This window comes from Mycolicibacterium wolinskyi (genome assembly GCF_002101965.1).
Classification (GTDB): Bacteria; Actinomycetota; Actinomycetes; order Mycobacteriales; family Mycobacteriaceae; genus Mycobacterium; species Mycobacterium wolinskyi.
This window is the reverse complement of record NZ_LQQA01000034.1, coordinates 207,746-225,559: the sequence shown is the minus strand read 5'-3', so window position 1 is coordinate 225,559 and position 17,814 is coordinate 207,746. Positions and strand designations below refer to the sequence as shown.

Annotated in this window: 18 protein-coding genes; 11 read left to right on the top strand and 7 right to left on the bottom strand. The window is 65.9% G+C overall.

Annotation, left to right across the window (positions count from 1 at the left end):
- The first annotated feature begins 157 nt into the window (after positions 1–157).
- The 6 genes from AWC31_RS35155 to AWC31_RS35130 are packed head-to-tail and all read left to right on the top strand — an operon-like array spanning position 158 to position 4,944.
- Entirely contained in the window at positions 158–1,180 is a 1,023-nt protein-coding gene (locus AWC31_RS35155) for a ferredoxin--NADP reductase (protein ID WP_085150285.1), read from the top strand.
- Positions 1,177–1,920, top strand: a complete 744-nt coding sequence (locus AWC31_RS35150) for an SDR family NAD(P)-dependent oxidoreductase (RefSeq protein ID WP_085150283.1) — start codon at positions 1,177–1,179, stop codon at positions 1,918–1,920. The genes AWC31_RS35155 and AWC31_RS35150 overlap by 4 nt, the downstream gene beginning before the upstream one ends.
- Positions 1,921–1,938: 18 nt before the next feature.
- On the top strand, positions 1,939–3,192 hold the full coding sequence (locus AWC31_RS35145; RefSeq protein ID WP_085150281.1) for an aromatic ring-hydroxylating oxygenase subunit alpha: 1,254 nt from the start codon (positions 1,939–1,941) through the stop codon (positions 3,190–3,192).
- 1 nt (position 3,193) lies between these two features.
- Positions 3,194–3,529 (top strand): hypothetical protein, encoded by a 336-nt coding sequence (locus AWC31_RS35140; RefSeq protein WP_207626494.1) that lies wholly within the window; start codon positions 3,194–3,196, stop codon positions 3,527–3,529.
- A 22-nt stretch (positions 3,530–3,551) separates the two neighbouring features.
- A complete protein-coding gene (locus tag AWC31_RS35135) occupies positions 3,552–4,397 on the top strand; it encodes a TauD/TfdA dioxygenase family protein (RefSeq protein ID WP_085150319.1) in 846 nt (281 codons plus the stop codon).
- 16 nt (positions 4,398–4,413) lie between these two features.
- Positions 4,414–4,944: a carboxymuconolactone decarboxylase family protein gene (locus AWC31_RS35130; RefSeq protein WP_085150321.1), complete on the top strand. Its 531-nt coding sequence runs from the start codon at positions 4,414–4,416 to the stop codon at positions 4,942–4,944.
- An 81-nt stretch (positions 4,945–5,025) separates the two neighbouring features.
- On the opposite strand, the gene AWC31_RS35125 is transcribed toward AWC31_RS35130, so the two are convergent.
- From AWC31_RS35125 to AWC31_RS35105, 5 genes are all read right to left on the bottom strand, one after another.
- Complete coding sequence (locus AWC31_RS35125; protein WP_085150279.1) at positions 5,026–6,444, bottom strand: WS/DGAT/MGAT family O-acyltransferase; 1,419 nt, start codon at positions 6,442–6,444, stop codon at positions 5,026–5,028.
- 24 nt (positions 6,445–6,468) lie between these two features.
- Positions 6,469–7,692, bottom strand: coding sequence for an alpha/beta hydrolase (locus AWC31_RS35120; protein WP_085150277.1), 1,224 nt, complete (start codon positions 7,690–7,692; stop codon positions 6,469–6,471).
- A 64-nt stretch (positions 7,693–7,756) separates the two neighbouring features.
- A complete protein-coding gene (locus AWC31_RS35115; RefSeq protein WP_085150275.1) occupies positions 7,757–8,929 on the bottom strand; it encodes an ABC transporter ATP-binding protein in 1,173 nt (390 codons plus the stop codon).
- Between the two features lies 1 nt (position 8,930).
- A complete protein-coding gene (locus AWC31_RS35110) occupies positions 8,931–9,611 on the bottom strand; it encodes a phosphonatase-like hydrolase (protein ID WP_085150273.1) in 681 nt (226 codons plus the stop codon).
- 13 nt (positions 9,612–9,624) lie between these two features.
- A complete protein-coding gene (locus AWC31_RS35105; RefSeq protein ID WP_085150271.1) occupies positions 9,625–10,740 on the bottom strand; it encodes a TIGR03364 family FAD-dependent oxidoreductase in 1,116 nt (371 codons plus the stop codon).
- Positions 10,741–10,849: 109 nt separating this feature from the next.
- Between AWC31_RS35105 and AWC31_RS35100 the strand changes: the two genes are divergently transcribed.
- The 3 genes from AWC31_RS35100 (at position 10,850) to AWC31_RS35090 (ending at position 13,019) form a co-directional block, all read left to right on the top strand.
- On the top strand, positions 10,850–11,365 hold the full coding sequence (locus AWC31_RS35100) for an HD domain-containing protein (RefSeq protein WP_085150269.1): 516 nt from the start codon (positions 10,850–10,852) through the stop codon (positions 11,363–11,365).
- Positions 11,362–12,057: a GntR family transcriptional regulator gene (locus tag AWC31_RS35095; RefSeq protein ID WP_085150267.1), complete on the top strand. Its 696-nt coding sequence runs from the start codon at positions 11,362–11,364 to the stop codon at positions 12,055–12,057. The genes AWC31_RS35100 and AWC31_RS35095 overlap by 4 nt, the downstream gene beginning before the upstream one ends.
- Positions 12,058–12,122: 65 nt before the next feature.
- Entirely contained in the window at positions 12,123–13,019 is an 897-nt protein-coding gene (locus AWC31_RS35090) for an alpha/beta hydrolase (RefSeq protein ID WP_085150265.1), read from the top strand.
- Here the strand turns inward: AWC31_RS35090 and AWC31_RS35085 are convergent.
- Both AWC31_RS35085 and AWC31_RS35080 read right to left on the bottom strand, forming a co-directional pair.
- The gene (locus AWC31_RS35085; protein WP_085150263.1) at positions 12,999–13,253 is read right to left on the bottom strand and encodes a hypothetical protein; all 255 of its coding nucleotides are present in this window, start codon (positions 13,251–13,253) and stop codon (positions 12,999–13,001) included. The genes AWC31_RS35090 and AWC31_RS35085 overlap by 21 nt on opposite strands.
- On the bottom strand, positions 13,253–14,788 hold the full coding sequence (locus AWC31_RS35080) for an APC family permease (RefSeq protein ID WP_085150261.1): 1,536 nt from the start codon (positions 14,786–14,788) through the stop codon (positions 13,253–13,255). Before AWC31_RS35080 ends, AWC31_RS35085 begins: the two co-directional genes overlap by 1 nt.
- Before the next feature lie 184 nt (positions 14,789–14,972).
- On the opposite strand from AWC31_RS35080, the gene AWC31_RS35075 reads away from it, so the two are divergent.
- Positions 14,973–16,253 carry a class-III pyridoxal-phosphate-dependent aminotransferase gene (locus AWC31_RS35075; RefSeq protein WP_067848532.1) on the top strand — a complete coding sequence of 427 codons (1,281 nt, stop codon included), beginning with the start codon at positions 14,973–14,975 and terminating at the stop codon, positions 16,251–16,253.
- The gene (locus AWC31_RS35070) at positions 16,250–17,809 is read left to right on the top strand and encodes an aldehyde dehydrogenase family protein (RefSeq protein WP_085150258.1); all 1,560 of its coding nucleotides are present in this window, start codon (positions 16,250–16,252) and stop codon (positions 17,807–17,809) included. The genes AWC31_RS35075 and AWC31_RS35070 overlap by 4 nt, the downstream gene beginning before the upstream one ends.
- Positions 17,810–17,814 lie beyond the last annotated feature (5 nt).

The window sequence follows — 17,814 nt, the reverse complement described above, 5'->3', positions numbered from 1 at the left end:
CACCCCCGCCGAAGAACTCCACCGACTACTGTCAGACCCGTCCACATTCGTTGCAGCCACCGCTTGAATCCAAGCCGACGCACCCGTATGAGGCCGCACAATCGACAACGTATCTAGTACTTGATACTAATGACAAGTAGTTGATACTCTGGCCGGGATGCTTGAACCAGCCACCACCCGGGCCGAGGGCTTCGTACCACTGCGCGTAAAGCAAGTGGTTCGCGAGACCTCCGATGCGGTGTCGCTCGTCTTCGACCGCCCACCCGGTGGCGCAGCGGAATTCCGGTACCTTCCCGGCCAATTCCTCACCCTGCTGGTCCACGTCGACGGCCAGGAACACCGGCGCTGCTATTCGATGTCGTCGTCCCCCGCGCTCGACGAAAATCTGCAGATCACCGTCAAACGCGACCGCGACGGCGTCGTGTCCAACTGGCTGAACAACACCGCGGCACCCGGTGACGAGTTGCATGCCGCGCCTCCGCAAGGCCGGTTCGTGATGCGCGAGCAGGAGCGCGACCTCGTGGCCTTCGCCGGCGGAAGCGGGATCACCCCGGTGTATTCACTGTTACGGTCGGCGCTCGAAACGACCGGCCGCTGCGCGCGCCTCTTCTACGCCAACCGCAGCCGCGATTCGATCATCTTCGAGAAGTCGTTGGCCGCGCTGCGGGAGGGCCACCCGGACCGTTTCACGTTATGTCATCACCTCGATGACGAAAAGGGTTTGGTCACGGCCGAACAGGTCGAAACATTCATCGCCGAGGTCACCGACGCCGACTTCTACGTCTGCGGGCCTGGGCCGTTCATGGACACGGTCGAGAAGGCACTGCTTTCAGCCGGGGTATCGGCGGACCGGCTCCACCTGGAGCGGTTCACCATCGCGCCGGCTCCTGTCGAAACCGCCACGGTGACCGAGGAAGTCACGATCGAACTCGACCGCCGCTCGGTCACACTTGCGTACCGCCCCGGACACACGTTGCTGCAGACCGCTCGGATGGGCGGGCTGCGCGCGCCCTCGTCATGTGAAACCGGTTCGTGCGGGACGTGTATCGCGCAGATCACCGAAGGTAGTGCTCGCATGCTCAACAACGACGCGCTCGATGACGACGAGGTGGCCGACGGCTTGGTGGTGACGTGTCAGGCATTGCCGACGAGTCGCACGGTGAAGGTCGTGTACGAATGAGCAGGGTCGCGGTGGTTACCGGCGGCGCCTCGGGCATGGGGGAATCGACCTGTCACGAGCTCGGCAGACGGGGCTTCAAGGTCGGCGTCGTCGACATGAATGAAGATGCAGCTCAACGGGTTACCGATGATCTGCGCGCCGCCGGCTGCACTGCCATGGCCATCGGAGCCGATGTTACCGACAGCCGGGCCGTCGACCAGGGGTTTGCGAAGGTCCGCGGCGAGCTCGGACCGGTAAGCGCGTTGGTAACCAGCGCGGGCGTGTTCGGATACTCACCGTTCCTGGACATCAGCGACGACGCGTGGGCGCGGATCATCGACGTCAACCTGACCGGCACGTTCTACAGCTGCCGTGCCGCACTGCCGGACATGATCGACGCCAAATGGGGCCGCATCGTGATGATCTCGTCGTCCAGCGCCCAGCGCGGGTCGCCGTTCGCCGCCCATTACGCGGCGTCGAAGGGCGCCGTGATCACGCTGACGAAGTCGCTGGCCCGCGAATACGCGGAGTACGGCATCACAGTGAACAACATCCCGCCCTCGGGCATCGAGACGCCGATGCAGCATCAGTCACAGGCCGCCGGCTATCTGCCGCCCAACGAGCAGATCGCCGGAAACATCCCGCTGGGCCGCTTGGGTACTGGCGCGGATATCGCCGCAGCCGTGGGGTTTCTGTGCTCGGACGAGGCCGGGTTCATCACCGGTCAGGTGCTCGGTGTCAACGGTGGAGCGGTGATGTGACCAGACAGGGAGGTACCGATGAAGCGATGGCCTAAACCGGCAGAAGGCTCCTGGACCGAGCATTACCCGGAACTGGGCACCGGTCCGGTGTCGTTTCGTGACTCGACCTCGCCGGAGTTCTACGAGGTGGAACGTGAGGCGGTGTTCAAACGGGCCTGGCTCAACGTCGCACGCGTCGAGGAGGTCCCAGCCGCCGGACACTACGCGACCAAGGAGATCGAGGCCGCCCGCGCCTCGGTGATCCTGGTCCGAGGTGCCGACGACCAACTCAGGGCGTTTCACAAGACCTGCCGACATCGCGGAAACAAGCTGCTATGGAACGACTTCCCCGAGCGGGAGACTGCTGGCTCCGCCGAGTTCTTCGAGTGCAGGCAATGCGGCTGGCGCTATGGCCTCGACGGGACGCTGACATATGTTCCCGAACCATTCGCGGTCGACACCGCGGACTACGGCCTGGTTCCGGTGCACTGCGATGTGTGGAACGGCTTCGTGTTCATCAACTTCGACGCGACACCGCGGCAGAGTTTGCGAGAATTCCTCGGGCCGATGATCACGGATCTCGACGACTATCCGTTCCACAAACTCACCGAACGCTACGACTGGGTTGCCCACAACAACAGCAACTGGAAGATCTTCGCCGACGCGTTCCAGGAGTACTACCACGTGCCGTCGCTGCACACCCAACAGGTGCCGCCCGAGGTGCGCGACCCCAACGCGGGTTTCACCTGTGGCCACTTCCAGCTCGACGGGCCTCACCGGCTGGTGTCGACCGCAGGCACGCGCCGCTGGCTGCTGGCCCCGGAGTACATGTACCCGATCGAGCGGGCCACCCGCAGCGGCCTGGTGGGTCCGTGGCGGACGCCCGACATCGGCGAGCTGCCACAGGGTTTGAATCCGGGCGGCATCGAACCGTGGGGCATCAGCAACTTCCAGATCTTTCCCAACACCGAGATCCTCATCTACGGCGGCTGGTATCTGCTGTACCGGTACTGGCCCACATCTCACAACACCCACCGCTTCGAGGCATACACGTACTTCCACCCGGCGCGAAACGTGCGTGAACGCATCGAACACGAGGTTGCCGCCGTGGTACTCAAGGAATTCGCGCTGCAGGACGCCGGCATGCTCGGCGGCACCCAGGCCGCGCTGGAGTACGGCATCGTCGACGACTACCCGCTCAACGACCAGGAAATCCTGGTCCGCCACCTGCACAAGGTCGTTGTCGACTGGGTCGACGAGTACCAACGCGACCGCACTCCGGCGGGGGTGTGAGATGTCAGAACCCATGCTGCCCAGCGCGTTCGCCGAACTCGAGCCGTACGCCGAGACCTGGTGTCTGGCCACCGAAACCGAACGCTGGAACGCCCGTCTGTCGTCCACCATGCCGCAGATGGAGCAGTTCTACGACGCCTTCTTCCCGCGTCTCGAAGAGGCGATCGACTACTGCGACAAGTTCCCGCTCGACGGATTGCCCGACGATGCACTCAATCTTCTGCACCTGATCTATTCGCTCATCATGGTGGCGATGTCGGTGGAGATCATGCATCAGCCCGCCCCGGTCGACGCGGCCGATGCCGTGATGATCCGCACCGGTGAACCGGTGCCATGACCGCACCCGAAAGGACACTCCGATGAGCGTGCTCACGATCAACAAACTGACGACGTCGGTAGGCGCCGAGGTCTGCGGCGTCGACCCCGACCGCCTCGCAAGCGACAGTGGTCTTGGCGCCGCGATCCTCGACGCACTCGAAGACAACGGCGTGTTGGTGTTCCACGATCTGCATCTGGAACCCGAAGCACAGGTGGCATTTTCGCAACGGCTCGGCGAGATCGACCGGTCCGCCGACGGCCATCACCCGGTCTCGGGCATCTACCCGATCACGTTGGACCAGTCGAAGAACAAGGCCGCCGAATACCTCAAGGCGACGTTCGACTGGCACATCGACGGCTGCACACCGCTCCACGACGAGTGCCCGCAGAAGGCGACAGTGCTCTCGGCGCTGCAAGTCGCCGCGCGAGGCGGTGAAACAGAATTCGCGAACTCGTATGCCGCATACGACACGCTCGAGGACTCCGAGAAGGAACGCTACCAAGGTCTTCGGGTGGTCCACTCGCTTGAGGCCTCCCAACGACGGGTCTATCCCGACCCCACCCCGGAACAGTTGCAGCGGTGGCAATCCCGGCCGACACACGAGAACCCGCTGGTGTGGACACATCGCAGCGGCCGCAAGTCGCTGGTGCTCGGCGCCTCCGCGGATTACATCGTCGGTATGGATCGCGACGAAGGCCGCGCGCTGCTCGCCGAGCTCCTCGAGCACGCCACCACGCCCGACAAGGTGTACAGCCACAAATGGTCCGTCGGTGACACCGTCATCTGGGACAACCAGGGTGTGCTGCATCGTGCCGCCCCCTACGAGCCCAACTCACCCCGCCACATGCTGCGCACCACGGTGCTCGGCGACGAACCGATCCAGTAGATTGCACCCGCTACGGTTGACCCCATTGCCATTTGAGCAATGGGACGACAACACGCGCGCGGCCCTGGCCTCCCTCATCCCGGCCGAACGAGCGAACCCCGAAGGCGCGGGCAACGTCCTGTCGACGTTGGTGCGCAATCCGGACCTGACGCGCGCTTACCTGCCGTTCAACGCCTACCTGCTGCGCGGATCGCGGCTGTCCCCACGTATTCGGGAAGTGGCGCTACTGCGAATCGTGCTGCGCAGCGACTGCGACTACCTGTGGACACACCACTTGCCCATCGCACGGCAGGCCGGCCTGACCGACGACGACATCGACGGCATCCTGTCGGGTCACTGCTCGGACACCCATGATGACGTGATCGTGTGTGCGGTCGACGATCTCGTCGCTTTCCACACCATCACGCAGTCGACGTGGGACCGCCTCGCCGAGTTCCTCGACGAGAACCAACGCATGGACCTCGTGTTCCTCATCGGTGGATACCAACTGCTGGCGCTGGCCGTCAACGCCTTCGGCGTAGAGAGCGAATCCGACCACTCACCGTGAGCGGGTGTCGAATGGCCAGTTGTGACACGTTGTTCAGCGAGAACCGTGACATAACTGGCCGCTCGGCGTCCAGGGCCTCACCTACTGCGGCATCGCGGTCTCGACGACCGTGAGTTTGTCGGGAAGCCCTGCGCACCTTCGGATGTCGCGGAACTCGTCGAGCATCGCGTCGGTCACCTCATGCGGATCGTCGACAGTGGCGTCGTCGGCGATCACCGAGATGTTGAGTTGATCGACATAGCTCCACACCGTGATGTTCAACCCGCTGCCCGCGGTGATCGGACCGACGGAGTAGATCTCGGTGACCGTGGCCCCACCGACCTTGCCCCGCTCACGCGGACCGGGAACGTTGGAGATGTTGAGGTTGAGAACCTTGTTCTGGCCGTCCTTGCCAGAGAGCCATTTGAACGCCGCTTCGACCGGGGCCGGCGGGATGTAGGCGGCCCAGCGTGCGATGAGCTCGGGCCCGATGAGTTGGTGACTCTCTTTGGCGAGGCCGGCCGCCTCGCGCGCCTTGCGGACCCGTTCGGCGGTGTCGGCCTCATCGACCGGCAACGCCACGAGCACGCCGCTGAATCGATTGCCCGAGATCCGGTCGGGTGAGAAGTCGAAGCTCATCGGCACCGAGGCCAACAGTGGATGGTCGGCCTTGCCGTCGTACTTGAGTAACAGGGTGCGCAACGCCCCCGAGGACATGGACAGCACCAGGTCGTTGATCGTGATGCCGAGCTTTTTGCTCGTCTCCTTGACATCGGACAGCGCGAGCGTCGCCGTCGCGAACAGCCGTCTGGGCGTCAGCACGTGGTTCATGAAGCTCGGCGGCGGCGTGAACGGACGGGTCAGCTCAGGCGAGAGCTTGCGGCTGCTACGTCGTACCCGTCCGACGCCCTCCGCGGTGTAACGGATGGTCCCCGGCAACCGGCCGATCTGCCGCAGGTGATCGCGGAATGCCGAACGCACCAACTCGCTCTTGGATGGTGCCGGATCCGTCGCGTAGGAATCGCGATCGCGTTGCGGCCCCTCCTGCAGGTCCATCCCGCGGGCCAGCAGGTTCGCCGACGCGATGCCGTCGGCCAGTGCATGGTGGATCTTGCCGACCACCGCGATGCGGTCATTGGCCAGCCCTTCGACGAAGTACATCTCCCACAGCGGGCGGCTGCGATCCAGCGGCGTGCTGGCTATCGCACCGATGGCCTCGTCGAGTTCGCGCCGGCCGCCGGGAGCGGGCAGCCGCCACGGCCGGACGTGGTAGTCCAGGTCGACGTCGCAGTTCTCGCGCCACATCGGGTGGTGGAACTTGAACGGGATGTCGATGAGCTGATACCGGAACGGGTCGAGCTTGTAGAGCCGGCCGTGCAGCACTTTACGAAAGTCGTCGACACCGAAGGTGCGGTCGCCGATCCCCTCAAGATCGATGACGGCGATCTTCAATGTATGCATGTGGACGTTGGGCGTCTCGGTGTACAGCAGGAACGCGTCCCACCCACTCAACCGCTTCACGGTGTACCTCCCCTGTGGAGGCGTCTATATAACCGCTTTAGTCCGGTCAATCGTCCGGTTTCGGTGAATTTCATTGAGGAACAAGCCAATTGCCGTGGCCATCGCTCCGGTCCTGGCCCCGTCGGTCATGTCGAAGGCGTGGCCCGCGCCAGGCAGTTCCACATAGCCGACCGGGGCATGCGACACCGCTTTGAGACGGTCGACGAAGCTGCGCGCCTGCGCGACCGGGATGACGGTGTCGGCCGTACCGTGAACCACCAGGAACGGTGGAGCGTCCGGATGGATCTGGGCTATCGGCGAAGCGAGCCGGAAGATTTCCGGGTGCCGGTCGATCTTGCGTTTGACCACAACGCGTTCCAGGAAATCGACGAACCGCACCCGTTCGGCGGTCGAGCGATCCTCCCAGTCGTAGCGGCCGTAGATGCCCACGACGGCATCGACCGTGGTGTCCGAACTTTCGGACAGATCACCCTGCAGATCAGGGTGGTTGGGGGTCAGGCCGGCAAGGGCGGCCAGGTGTCCGCCCGCCGAACACCCGGCAATCGCAACGAAATTTCGGTCCCCGCCGAACTTGTCGACATTCGCGCGCGCCCAGGCGATTGCGGCCTTGACGTCGGTGATGTGACGCGGCCAGCGATGGTGCGGCGCCACGCGGTAGTCGATCGACAGACACACCCATCCCTGCTGCGCGAGGTGCGACATCAACGCGTAACCCTGCAGCATGCGACTGCCGTGGACCCACGCGCCACCGGGCACGAAGATCAGCACTGGCGCCGGTTCGGTCGGCAGATCCTTTGGCCGCCACACATCGAGCAACTGCGACGGACTGTCGCCGTAGCGTACGGAAGTCCGGTAAACGCTGCGCCGGTGCGCGATCGTGTTCCACAGCGGCGGCATGCTCTGCGGCGCGGGCCAGTCGATCGCCAAATCAGCGGCGGCCACGAGGTTTTGCAGTGCCTGCCGAGCAACGGAATTGGTCTTGTCCCGATCTGCCTTACGCAGCCCGGCCGGATCCGGGGCCAGCCAGGACCTCGCGGATGCGGCGACGAAGTCGGGCATGTGGCGGAAACCCCACACACTCATGGCCGCCATCGCACCGAGCGGTTCCAGGTGCTTGCCGACGACGGGCAGCGAAGCCGATGCGACGCTCAATGCCAGCATGTGATCGGCAGGCTTGGCGTGTAGCAACCACCGGGCGCGGCTGGCCAAGCTCGGTCCGGAGTACCGGGTATCCGGTCGTGCCGTCATTTTTCGAGCCTACCGCGCGGCACGGCCCATCAGTCGACAACTTCGCGAAGTTGTTCACTGCGAATTACCCCGCCCGCACGAGCACACCGGCCGGTTCGGGGATGCGCACGCCGACCTCACTGCCCACCTCGAAGCGGGCATGGCCAGGTACGTCGACCTCGATCGAGTGGTCGGGCAACTGGTTGACCGAGGCCACCAGCCGCGTCGTCGCACCGCGCCATATCGCGGCATTCACGGTGGCGCGCAGGGCGTCCCGATTGCCGAGCGACACGACCTGCAAGGCGTGCGGACGGATACACAGCAGTGCGGCCGAACCCGGCGCCCAGTCGATCCGGCCCACCGCCGGTTGCGGCGCCTCGGCGCTGACCGTGCGATTCGCGACCGTCACCAACGCCGAGGTGCCGATCACCCGGCCGACGGTGCATGGCAGCAGGTTGGCTCCGCCGAGGAACGTGGCGGTGTAGGTGGTGGGCGGACGCTTCCAGAGGATTTCAGCCTTGTCGACGTCCACGAGCCGACCATCGGCCATCACCGCGATGCGGTCGGCCAGCGCGAGCGCCTCTGCCGGGTCATGGGTGACATAGAGCATCGCGATGTCCGGCAACGTCTTCTTCAGCTGTTGCAGCTCGACCAGAACGGACTGCCGCAGTTGGACATCCAGCGCGGCCAGTGGTTCATCCAGCAACAGCACCGTGGGCCGGATGGCCAGCGCCCTGGCGACCGAGGCGCGCAGCTGCTGGACGTCGGAAAGCTCACGCGGAAAACATCTTCCGTAAGACGTCATGCCGACGGTCTCGAGCGCATCGGTGACACGGCCCTCGATCTCTCGCCGCGGGACACGCTGGGCCCGCAGACCGAACGCGACGTTGTCGGCCACCCGCATATGCGGGAAAAGCGAACCGGACTGCAGCACCACCCCGATGCCCCGCTTGACGGCTGGCAGGCCGGTGACGTCACGACCGGCCGCCCAGAGCGTGCCCGAGCTGGGCCGCACGACTCCGGCAAGGGCGCGAAGCGCAGTCGACTTCCCCGCTCCGCTCGGTCCCAGCAGTGCGACCGTCTCCCCTCGGGCCACGCGCAGGCTGAAGTCGATCAGCGCAGGCGTCGCACGCGCGCCGCGGCCGTACGACACGCCGACACGGTCGAAGACGACAGCCGGGGTCGCCGGTTCCTTCGCGACGAACCGCCGCCGGGCCAGGCCGGCAACGCTGACGTCGCCCAGTCCGGTATCGGTCATCTCAGCGCAGCAGAAGATCTGCGAAGTCGGTGATCGACCCCACGACATGGGTGGCGCCGGCGGCCCGCAACTGCTCCTCGACATGCGCGCCGGTGAGCGCACCCGCGGCAATGGCGACGCCCGCACGGCGAGCACTTTCGACATCGTTGGCGGTATCACCGAGGGCGGCGACATTGGCGACGCCGTCGGCCTGCAGACGGATGAGCGCGGTCAGGATGAGATCGGGGTACGGGCGGCCACGCACGCCGTCATCCGGGGCGAGCACGAGGTCTGCCACGTCCTGCCAACCCAGCGCGGCGAGCAGCTTTTCCTGGGTGGGGCCGCTGAATCCCGTCGTCAGGGCAACCTTGATGCCGGCGTCACGCAGCTCCGTGATCGCCTCTGCCGCACCGTCTATCGCGTGAGCCTGACCGTTGTCGATCAGCTCGGCGTAGGTGCGCTCGAATTCGGCGTTCGCGAGCTGCGCGAGTTCCTCGGTGTCGAGCAATGCGCGGAACACGACGATCTTCGACTGCCCCATGGTGTCGAGTACGTATTGACGCGCGTTCTCCCGCTCCTCCCCTTCCGCGGGGATCCCGGCCGCGGTGGCGGCGGCCTCGAAGGCGCTGTTCACCAGACCGTCGTCGGCCACGGTGGTTCCGGCCATGTCGATGACAGCGAGCTGGATATCGTCGTTCGGCATTTTCTTTCCTTACTCAGAGACCGATCAGGTCTGCGGTCTGCTCGGCGATGGCCGGGCCCAGCGTCATGCCCCGGCCGCCCGGGCCGGTGATCACCCACACGTCGTCCTCGGGTGCGGCGCGGCACACCAACTGGTGTGGATCCAGGCATTGGCTGTAGACGCCGGCCCAGCGCTGCCGGATCGGCGGAAGTGCCCGGCCGAGGAATTCTTCGACGACGTCGACGAGGTAGGCGTATGGCGCTTCGTGCACGTCGAAGCCGAACGGCTCGTCGTATTCGTGCGTGTCGCCGATCGTCAGACCACCGTGCAGCCGCTGGACGCACAGCAGTTGCATGTGCTGCTCCTCGGCGACCGGATGCTGGGTTTCGCTGCTACGCAGGGTATCCAGCGCGGGCCCGGCGAACCCCGGGTAATAGCGGAAGCTGTCGGCGTCGGCGATCGCGGTGGTCAATTGTTCGTCGAGCGGTTCGGTCTGCATCATCTGCAACCGCACCCGGCGCACGGGAAGCTCGCCGGCGAGGTCGCGCACCAGCCCGCCGTGGGCGGCTCCGGCGCACACCAGCACGAGGTCGGCTTCGTACCGGTTGCCGCGGTCGTCGCGCACGGTCCGGTTGTCCACCGCGCGCGCTTCGGAACCCGCGATGAAATCGTAACGCCTACTGGCAGTGAGGTATTCACGAATGGCAGGCAATGCCTGGCGGGATTCGACCGCGGCATCCAGCGAGCAGTGCAGGCCACCGACGTAACGCCCACGCAGCGCGGGATTGAGCGCGCGCACCTGCTCGGGGTCCAGCAGGGTGAAACCGCGATGTCCGGCGTCGGCGCGGGCCGCGGCCTCTTCGGCAACCGCGAACTCGGCTTCCGTTCGCAGCAGGGTGATGGATCCCGCAGGGCGGAAACCGATTCCGGGTATGTCCGCGCCGAGTTTCTCCCACAGTTCGCGGGAACGCAGCGCAGCTTCGAGCTCAGCGGTGGACCGGCCCGACACCCAGATCAGACCGAAGTTGCGTACCGTGGCGCCCCGCGCCTCCCGTTCGCGTTCCAGGTGCACCACCCGGTGCCCGCGATGCACCGCTTCGAGTGCGTGGGCTGTGCCGAGGATGCCGCCACCGATGATCGTCACCCGCATAACCGTTGACCCTCTCGACTGATCAAGTCCGTCCCGCCACCTGCGGGTGTTGTGTCGCCGAACAGCAGGTTAAGAACTGGTATAGACCAAATCCGGGTACGCTGTCATCATGCAACACGTCGAGGAAGTCGGCCGGGTACTGCGCTCGCTGCGTGGGATATGGGACGAGGAAGCCGTCGACGAACTGGATCACGCCCTGCAGTCGGCGGCCCGCGCCCGCGACGACGGCGCCGACGACGAACTGGTGCTGGCCGCCGCGCTGCACGATCTCGCCCACAGCCCGTTGTTCCACGGGCCCCATGCCGAGCACCACGACCTGTTCGCGCGCGAATGGCTGTCCCCGAGATTCGGCGAACGAGTGGGCTGGCTGGCCGGTGCGCATGTCGCGGCCAAGCGGTATCTCGCCGCGACCGATCCGGGCTACGCGCTGTCGGACACGTCTGCGGTATCGCTGCGCCACCAGGGTGGTCCGGGTGTCGACGCCGAATTCGTCGACCATCCGTGGTTTTCCGACGCGTTGCGCCTGCGCCGCTACGACGACGCCGCCAAAGATCCGTACGCTGACGGGATGACGATCGACGATGTGCTTGCCGTCGCCGAACGCGTTGCCCGGCACGCGATATGAAGCCTCTTCCCAAGCCCTACGTCATTCGGACCGCACTCGACACGATGCTCGCCGATCTCGCCGAGGGCGACCCGGTGCCCGCCGAGCGCGAACTCGCCGTGCGATTCGGGGTGGCGAGGGAAACCGTGCGCCAGGCGCTGCACGAGCTGCTGGTCGCCGGACGGATCGAGCGGCGCGGGCGAGGCACCGTGGTGTCGCGGCCCAAGCTCACCCAACCGCTCGGCCTGCAGTCCTACACCGAGGGCGCGCTCGCGATGGGGCGGCGGCCGGGCCGTCTACTCGTGACGTGGGAAACCGTCGAGGCCACCACCGAACTCGCCGCCGGGCTCGACATTGCGCCGGGCGCGCCGGTCATGCACCTCGAACGCATACTGCTCGCCGACGATCAGCGCATCGGCCTGGAGAGCACATACCTGTCCTCGGCCCGGTTCGGACACTTGCACGACAGCTTCGATCCGTCGACGTCGCTTTACGCCGCGATCCGCGCCGGCGGCGTCGACTTCGGCTCGGCCACCGAACGCATCGAGACCGCCCTGGCCTCACCCAGGGAGGCCACGCTGCTCGAGTCGTCGACAGCCATGCCGATGTTGCTGCTCAACCGCCGAACGGTGGACACCGATGGCTTGCCGGTCGAGATCGTGCGGGCGCTGTACCGCGGCGACCGGGTGGCGTTCGAAACCCTGCTGACGTGACAAATTCTGGCGAGACCGGTGACCTCGTCCGACGCTACTGAACGCCACACGGTAGAACGGACGGTGTGACGTCAGCCGCTGAGACCACCGCGTTTCATCCCGATCTGGAACGCATCGCCCGCTTCATCCCGCGCCAACTGGTCACACGCCGTACGCTGCCGATCTTTCAGCGCCTGACCGGACTGCAGGGCCGTCGCACCCCGAAGGATGTCGAGGTGTTGACGCTGACCTCGGGCGCCGGGGTCCGGTTGTTCCGGCCGGCCGGCCGCGCGACACCCGGTCCGGCGCTGCTGTGGATGCACGGCGGCGGATATGTGCTCGGGAGCCCGGCCCAGGACGACGCGCTGTGCCGGCGCTTCGCCAACGAGCTCGGCGCCACGGTGGCCGCCGTGAAATACCGGCTCGCACCCCAGAACCCATATCCGGCTGCGCTTGAGGACTGCTACTCCGCGCTGACCTGGCTGGCCGCGTTGCCCACGGTCGATCCGGCACGCGTCGCGATCGGCGGGGCAAGCGCGGGCGGTGGCCTGGCCGCTGCGCTGGCCATCCTGGCCCGCGACCGTGGGGTAACACTGGCCGCACAACTGCTGGTCTATCCGATGCTCGACGATCGCAGCACGGGACGGGAACTCGATTCGCCGGGACACCGGCTCTGGACCCAGGGCAGCAACAAGTTCGGGTGGTCGGCGTATCTCGGCGACGCCGACCCGGCACTCGCGGTGCCTGCCCGCCACGAGGATCTGTCGGGCCTCGCGCCGGCATGGATCGGCGTTGGCACGCTCGACCTGTTCCACGCCGAGGACCTCGCGTACGCGGAGCGGCTCCGGGCAGCGGGGGTGCCCTGCGAGGTCGAAGTGGTCGACGGGGCCTTCCACGGCTTCGACCAGATCGCACCGAAGACGCCGGTGTCACGCGACTTCTTGGCCAGCCAGTTCACAAACCTACGGGCGGCGTTCGCCTGACCGGGCCACCATCCGCTGCTTGCGCAGGTACACACAGGCTTGCTCAAGCAGACACCGGTCGGGCGTGGGGAGCGACCGGACCCGGGGCAGCAGGCCCGTGACGACGCGGGCGAACCGGCCGCACAACTGATCGGCCGTCATGCCGAACTCAAGCCAGACATCGTCCTCGCGTGGACCCCCGTAGGGAGCCCACGCGAGGACGAACCTCAGTAGGTCACGCTCGTACGAGTCCATCAATCCCGTATTTCGGCGTCCTCGTACACGATTCGGCCGATCAACTCGTAGCGGCGCGGATCGCGCAGCTTGAAGTAGGTGGCCATGGCAGCGCCGAAGATGAACAGCCCAACCACGATCCACGGCGTCAGCTGGAACAGCAGCGTGCCCGACGCGGTTCCCGCGGCAGTGTCGCGGTGCTGCCACAGCAGGTAGACGACATAGAGCATGCCGATCCCGCCGAGTCCGGGGGCGACGAGCGTCTTGAACCAATGCTTGGACACCGGGTGGTTCTTGCGGATGTGGAAGTAACTGATCACCGAGAACGCACACAGCGACTGCACGATCAGGATCGCCATCGTTCCGAGGATCGCCAGCAGCGTGTACATGTGCACGTAGGGGTCCATGCCGGCGAACAGGAAGGCCAGGACGATCACGAGCGTGATGCCGCTCTGCACGAACGACGCGATGTAGGGCGAGCCATGCTTGGGATGCGTTGCGCCGATGGTCTTTTGCAACCCCACGGACAGACCCTCACGCCCCAGCGCGTACAGATAGCGCGACGCGCAGTTGTGGAAGGCCATGCCGCACGCGAACGACCCGGTGACCAGCAGGATGTTGAACACGGTGATCGCCCACTCGCCGTATGTGCCGCGCACCGGGCCGAAGAAGATCTCCGACGACGTCGCCGCGTCCTGCGCGAGTTCGACCGACTGCTGCGGACCGGTGCCCGCGATCGCCATCCACGACACGAAGACGTAGAACAGGCCGACACCCAGAACGCTCAGCATCGTCGCGCGCGGGATGATGCGCTTGGGATCGCGGGACTCCTCGCCGTACATCGCCGTCGACTCGAAGCCGACCCATGACCAGAACGCGAAGAACAAGCCGAGACCCGCACTGGCACCGGCGATTCCCGCCGCTGGCGTGAAGGCGCCGATCGGGTTGAGCGTCTCGGCGACGGCGAAGCCGTCGGGACCGCCGCCCTTGAACAGCACCGCGAGCGCGCCGAGAGCCAGCATCACGATCTCGGTCACCAGGAACACACCGAGCACCTTGGCGGTCAGGTTGACGTCGAAGTACGTGAGGATTGCGTTGGCCGCCAACATGAGTAGCGCGGGCACGATCCAGTGGATGTGGATCCCGAGTTGGGACAGGAACAGGTTCTGGAAGAAGAACGCGAAGATGCCGATCAGCGAAGCCTCGAACACGACATAGGCCATCGTGATGAGGGCGCCGCTCGCCATGCCGACGATTCGGCCCAGACCGTGGGAGATGAAGCCATAGAACGCCCCCGTGGCGGTGATGTGCTTGGCCATGGTCGCGTAACCGATGGCAAACAGTCCGAGCACGATCGTAGCCACGATGTACCCGGCTGGCGCGTGTGAACCATTTCCGAAGCCGACCGCGATCGGGACGTTGCCGACCATTGCCGTGATAGGCGCAGCGGTGGCTACTGCCATGAAGATGACGCCGACGGTGCCGACGGCGTTGCGTTTCAGTCTCTGGACATCATGAGCTGCATTTTCGCTACCAGCGACAGCTTGATCGGTCATCTAGCGGAGTACCTTCCAGGTTACAGTGGACGTTCGGTGTGGCCTGCGCCACAGTGCGAACCCTACGTATATTGGCACTACCAAATGCCTATGGCAAGGCCCTTTCTGAACCATTGACATAAATGGTTGCAACCGTTTACGGTGAGGGCCATCACAGCTACCGGGTAGCTCAAGAGGGAGCCGCATGTACGACTACGGCACGTTCGCATTCGCGTCCAAGGCCGAGGTACTGGAACAAGCCAAAACGTTCTGGAATCCGGACAAGACACAGTTCTGGACCGACTCCGGCGTCGATCTGGTGATCGACCGCCGCGAGGGGTACTTCCTGTGGGATATGAGTGGCCGCCGCCTGATCGACATGCATCTCAACGGCGGCACCTACAACCTGGGCCACCGCAATCCCGAAGTGATGCAGGCGATCTCGGAGGGCATGTCGCACTTCGACGTCGGTAACCACCACTTCCCGTCGGTGGCCCGCACGGCACTGGCACAGCGACTGGTGGCTACGGCTCCGGCGTCGATCAGCAAGGTGGCCTTCGGATCCGGCGGCGGCGAGGCCATCGACATCGCGCTCAAGAGCGCGCGGCATGCCACCAAGCGCCGCAAGATCGTCTCGATCATCAAGGCCTATCACGGTCACACCGGCCTGGCCGTCGCGACCGGCGACGACCGGTTCGCCAAGATGTTCCTCGCCGATCTGCCCGAGGAGTTCATCCAGGTGCCGTTCGGCGACGTGGCCGCCATGGAACAGGCGCTTGCCGGCAACGACGTCGCCGCCGTCATCATGGAGACCATCCCGGCCACTTACGGATTCCCGCTTCCTCCACCGGGTTACCTGGAAGCCGTCAAGGCCGCGACCGAGAAGCACGGCACGCTCTACATCGCCGACGAGGTACAGACCGGGCTCATGCGCACCGGCGAGCTGTGGGGCATCACCAAGCACGGCATCGACCCCGACATCCTGGTGACGGGCAAGGGCTTGTCCGGCGGTATGTATCCGATCACCGCGGCGCTGCTGAGCGAGCGCGCCGCGCAGTGGCTCGACGAGGACGGCTTCGGCCACATCTCGACGTTCGGCGGCGCGGAACTCGGCTGCGTCGCGGCGATCAAGACGCTGGAGATCTGCACCCGCCCAGAGGTGCGGTCGATGGTGCATTACATCGCCGACCTGTTCGACCAAGGGCTGCGCCGCATCCAGGACGACCACCCCGACTGGTTCGTCGGCGTCCGGCAGAACGGCGTGGTGATCGGGCTGGAGTTCGATCATCCCGAAGGCGCCAAGTTCGTGATGCGCGAGCTCTACGAGAACGGGGTGTGGGCGATCTTCTCGACGCTGGATCCCCGTGTGCTGCAGTTCAAACCGGGTCTTCTCCTCTCACGTGAACTGTGTGAGGACGTCCTGGACCGCCTCGAAGTCGCGGTGTCCCGGGCCAAGACCGCTGCGAAGGGACGAAAAGCATCATGACAAACGTTGCGCAGGCCGGCCACATGCTCGAACGGGCCCGCTGGGCCGCCGCAGCCTATGCCGAATATGACGCCGCGACCGTGGCCGACATCGTCAACGCCGTGGCCGACGCGGGCTATGCGCAGGCCGAGCGGTTCGCCGCCGAGGCCGTCGCCGAGACCGGTATGGGAGTTGTCGCCGACAAGGTGATGAAGAACCGGGCGTGCTCGCGCGGCATCGTCGACTTCTACCGTGGAGAAGACTTCGTGTCCCCACGGATCGACGAAGCCCGCAAGATCGTCGAACTGCCCCGGCCGGCGGGTGTGGTGCTGGCCCTGACGCCGACGACCAATCCCGTTGCGACGGTGTACTTCAAGGTGATCCTCGCGCTGATGACACGTAACGCCGTCGTCGTCGCACCGCACCCGCGGGCCAAGCAGTGCTCGGCCGACGCCGCGCGGGTGCTGGCCGAGGCCGCGGTGGCGGCGGGTGCGCCCGACGGCGTCGTGCAGGTCATCGAGGAACCGTCGATTCCCCTCGTGCAGGCGCTCATGGCCGACGAGCGCACGGACGTCATCGTCGCGACCGGCGGCACCGGCGTCGTCCGCGCCGCATACGCGTCGGGCAACCCCGCGCTGGGTGTCGGTCCCGGCAATGTGCCGGTGTTCGTCGACGCGAGCGCCGATGTCGCCGCGGCCGCCAAACGCATCGTCGACAGCAAGGCCTTCGACAACTCGGTGTTGTGCACGAACGAATCGGTGTTGATCGCCGAGGATTCGATCGCCGACAAGCTGCGCGGGGCGTTGACCCGGGCCGGCGCCCACATACTCGACGAGGACGGTGCGCGCCGGCTGCGGGCCTACATGTTCGCCGACGGACACCTCAACACCGACGTGGTCGGCCGCGATGCGGCATGGATCGCGGGACAGGCCGGTTTGCGGGTCACGCCCAAGACCCGTGTGCTCGTCGCGCCGTTCACCGATGTGGTCGCCGAAGAGATGCTCGCCCACGAGAAGCTGTCCCCGGTACTCGGCATGACCACCGCGGCCGACGCCGCCCGCGGTATCCGGGCCGCGCGTGCGGTGGTGCGCATCGGCGGGGCCGGCCACTCGGCGGCCATCCATAGCGAAAACCCCGCTGTCATCACCGATTTCGCCGCGCAGGTGCCGGTGTTGCGAGTGTCGGTCAACGTCGGCAATAGCACGGGCAGCTCGGGCCTGGACACCAACCTGGCGCCGTCGATGACGATCGGCACCGGCTTCGTCGGCCGCAGCTCGATCGGCGAGAACCTGCAGCCCCACAACCTCGTCAACTGGGCCCGGGTCGCCTACAACAGCGAACCCGGCGTGGTGATGGGCAATTTCGCGGGCATCAACCCCTGGCGTTCGCCGGCCGGCCCGGTTCCGGAGTATCCGCGTGCCTCCAACGACCGCGACGGTGCGCCGTCCCGGACAAGCATCGCGGCGCGCCGCTCGTACCCGACCGTCAACCGGCCCGGCGACCCCGGACTCGATGCGCTGCGTGCCGAGTTGCGGGCGCTGGTCGTCGAAGAACTCGCTCAACTGATCAAGAGGTGACAGCT